Origin of the sequence: Pasteurella oralis (assembly GCF_002850605.1) — a bacterium.
Classification (GTDB): Bacteria; Pseudomonadota; Gammaproteobacteria; order Enterobacterales; family Pasteurellaceae; genus Pasteurella; species Pasteurella oralis.
In genome coordinates, this window is record NZ_NXGB01000021.1 from 1 (window position 1) to 1420 (window position 1420).

Annotated in this window: 3 protein-coding genes; 1 reads left to right on the top strand and 2 read right to left on the bottom strand. The window is 34.2% G+C overall.

The annotated features are described in order from the left end of the window. The coding region (locus C0975_RS11530) for a hypothetical protein (RefSeq protein WP_217349318.1) at positions 1-197 on the top strand (197 nt) is incomplete at its 5' end. A gap of 80 nt (positions 198-277) precedes the next feature. Here C0975_RS11530 and C0975_RS11215 read toward each other — a convergent pair. Continuing rightward, the gene (locus C0975_RS11215; RefSeq protein WP_101776449.1) at positions 278-568 is read right to left on the bottom strand and encodes a hypothetical protein; all 291 of its coding nucleotides are present in this window, start codon (positions 566-568) and stop codon (positions 278-280) included. A gap of 73 nt (positions 569-641) precedes the next feature. After that, positions 642-1420 (bottom strand): ArdC family protein (locus C0975_RS11220; protein WP_101776450.1); only part of this gene is annotated, 779 nt, incomplete at its 5' end.

Here is a 1420-nt window from a genome sequence, read left to right on the forward strand (position 1 = left end):
GAAAAGTTAAACAAAGAGTAGAGAACCAGTTGTCAGCTGGATTTCAAGGTGTTTCAAAAAAGCAGCTAATTGAGCAGCCATCATCTATAAATACAAAACAGTTATCAGGATTAATATTCCATTTGCATCCCCAATTAGCATACCTCCAATCATACCAATTTGGGTGTCCGTATTTAGTAATGTTATCAATATACTGATACCCCAATAATAAATCGAGACCTAGTATGTTTTGTTCTTCAGGTTTTTTTGTCAACCAGTTGATAAAATCACCAACTGTCTAATGGTGGTATTTTGCTTTTTGTGAAATTCGCTCAACTTCAGATTTTACGATGTATTGCTGAATAAGAGGGTAAGTTAGACGTTTTTTTAATGGAAGTTCAAGAAAGTTTTTTGCTTGAATGCCTCGACTGCTTGAATCAATATTTAACTCATGTGGCATCGGAATTAGCAAATTAAAATCTAAATACCATTCACTATCTTCTGTTTGAGAAAATAACTTTGGTTTTAGTCGTTCAACTTGTCTTGAATCACAAATAATTTCAAGTTTATTTTCACACCAATTTGGCATAATGTACTCCTGTCTAGCAAAGAGGGAATACATTACGCCTTATGGGGATAATGTATCCCCCAATGGGTTGATATTAAACAATCAATTGCTTTTTACAAGCATATTGTTGCATTACGGTTAAAGAATCTAACATGTATTCACATGCTTCTCTGGCTTGACCTGTCGCTTTGAAAATAGCACGTTTGTCAGATTTTAATAGTTGAATCCAATCTGCAATATAACTTGCATTTTGTTGAATTGTATTAAAACCTAAACGAGCACATAGAAATGCACTGCCAATTTCAGCTATCAACTCTTCAAAAGCATAAGTCGCATTACCAAATTTCGCTTGTTTTGAGGTGATCCCCTCTCGATTTAAACGATTTTGATGACCAGTAGCATGAGTGAGTTCATGTAATAATGTACTGTAATAACCTGCTTCAGATGTAAATTGCTCCATTTTAGGCATTACAACTGTGTCAGTTTCTGGACGATAGAAAGCTTTATTGCTAGGTGTTTCTACAACATTGAGATTAATACCCTCGATGATTTGTTGTATTTCTTTGAATTGTCTATATTGAACTATTTCAGTTTTTTCTTCTGTAATAGCATCATAAAGACTGTTAGGTAAACCTTCGCATTGCTCAATATTAAATACATAATGATTTTTTAATATCGCGAAACGCTCAATCCTAGGATTACCTTCTTTATCAAGAATGATATTTCCTTCGCTGTCGACTTTTTCTCGTTCAATAGGGCTATACATTACTATTAAAGTAGCTTTTTCACCCTTACGAATATGTCCTCCAAGCGCATTCGCCTTTTTAGCTGTAATCCATTTAGATTGCTCATAACCTTTTTCAGTCATGGCAA